The sequence below is a fragment of the Fibrobacter sp. UBA4309 genome (assembly GCF_002395745.1).
GTDB lineage: Bacteria > Fibrobacterota > Fibrobacteria > Fibrobacterales > Fibrobacteraceae > Fibrobacter.
This window is the reverse complement of the sequence record NZ_DGUN01000018.1, coordinates 14,402-16,215: the sequence shown is the minus strand read 5'-3', so window position 1 is coordinate 16,215 and position 1,814 is coordinate 14,402. Positions and strand designations below refer to the sequence as shown.

General features: G+C 57.2%; 3 protein-coding genes. All 3 read left to right on the top strand.

The features are described 5' to 3' along the window. A partial coding sequence (glyA, locus tag B3M32_RS02020) for a serine hydroxymethyltransferase (RefSeq protein WP_290743129.1) occupies positions 1-837 on the top strand: 837 nt, incomplete at its 5' end. An 89-nt stretch (positions 838-926) separates the two neighbouring features. After that, positions 927-1,625, top strand: a complete 699-nt coding sequence (locus B3M32_RS02015; protein ID WP_290743126.1) for a hypothetical protein — start codon at positions 927-929, stop codon at positions 1,623-1,625. Next, positions 1,570-1,814 (top strand): ATP-binding cassette domain-containing protein (locus B3M32_RS02010; protein ID WP_349679851.1); only part of this gene is annotated, 245 nt, incomplete at its 3' end. The genes B3M32_RS02015 and B3M32_RS02010, both read left to right, overlap by 56 nt.

The window sequence follows — 1,814 nt, the reverse complement described above, 5'->3', positions numbered from 1 at the left end:
GGCCGCATCGACATGGACAAGGTCCGCGAAATCGCCCTCCGCGAAAAGCCGAAGATGATTCTCGCCGGTTTCTCTGCCTACAGCCGTAACCTCGACTGGAAGCGCTTCAAGGAAATCGCCGACGAAGTTGGCGCCCTCACCATGGCCGACATTTCTCACGTCGCAGGCCTCATTGCCGGTAAGGCTATCGATTCTCCGGTGCCGTACTTCGACATCGTGACGACCACCACCCACAAGACTCTCCGTGGCCCGCGTTCCGCTATCATCATGTGCAAGGACCGCACCATCCAGAAGATGGTGAAGGGCGAACTCAAGGAAGTTTCTTTGGCCAAGGAAATCGACAAGGGCGTGTTCCCGGGCATGCAGGGTGGTCCGCACGACCACATCAACGCCGGTAAGGCCGTTGCATTCCTCGAAGCTCTGCAGCCGGAATTCCAGACCTACGCGAAGAACGTTATCAAGAACGCTCAGGCCATGGCCGACGAAATGATGAAGCTGGGCTACAAGGTTATTAGCGACGGTACCGACAACCACCTCATCGTGGTGGACATGACCTCCAAGGGCGTTTCCGGTAAGGAAGCCGAAGTGGCCATGGAAAAGGTTGGCATCTCCTGCAGCCGTTCTACCATCCCGTTCGATCCGCGCAAGCCGATGGATCCGTCCGGTGTGCGTCTTGGCACTGCCGCTATCACGACCCGTGGCTTTGACGAAGAAGATACCCGCGAAGTGACCCGCATCATCGACCGCTGCATCAAGGCCAAGGACGATGATGCCGCTCTCGCCAAGATCCGCGAAGAAATCGTGGCTCTCTGCAAGAAGCACCCGCTGTATAAGTAATTAGCGCCTTCGGTGCGAAAAATTAAGGAAAGTGGTTCGCGTTTGGCGGACCGCTTTTTTTATCTTTACCGCAATAATTATGAGGTTTTATGCAGTCCTGGACTGAAATCAAGAAGATCGAGAACCCGACCGAAGAACAGCAGCTCGAGGCGGTGAAACTCAACTGGTATGCCATCAGCCTTATCGAGAATCCGACGCCCGCCGTGCAGAAGGCTGCATTCGCGCAGAACGTGCAGGCGATTCTCTACATCAAGAACGGCCTTTGCGAAGATTTGAAGGTGGCGCTCAACGCCCTCGACGAGCCCGCGCTCCTTGCCGCGGTAAACGGCGACCCGAATATCCTCAAGTTCGTGACGAATCCGGCGCTCTTGAAGGCGGCGGTCCGCAATGACTGGAAGGTGGTGCGCAAGATTGAAAATGCGGGTGACGATTTGTGGGCCGAAGCCGTGCGCGTAAGTGCCGATGCCCTCAAGTATGTGCCCGAAGTGAGTGAAAAAATCCAGGAGGCCCTGGTTGAACGCGACTGGCATGCCCTGCAAGACATCGAATACCCGTCGATTGCCATGGTTCTCGCCGCCGTGAAGCAGGATTTCCACGCCTTTGAGTACGTGAGCATCAAGCACCGTACCGAACCGATGCAGATTGCCGCCGTCCGTGCGGACTGGCACTGCATCCAGTACCTGCAGCGTGCAAGTGAGAAGGTGCAGATGGAGGCTGTTCGCCAGACGAAGGATGCCTTCGCCCTCATCAAGAACCCTGCCGAAGCGGTCAAGGAATTCTGCAAATAACTTTGCGGGGCGCGCGATGGGAATCCCGCTGGTAAAAGTCGAGAACGTCTCGTTTCGCTACCCGAAATCGGGCGTGGACGCGCTTTCGGGCGTGTCGCTCGAAATCCCGCGGGGGAGTTTCTTTGCGCTACTTGGCCCGAACGGGGCGGGGAAGACTACGCTGTTGCGCCTTCTGTGCGGGCGTTTCGC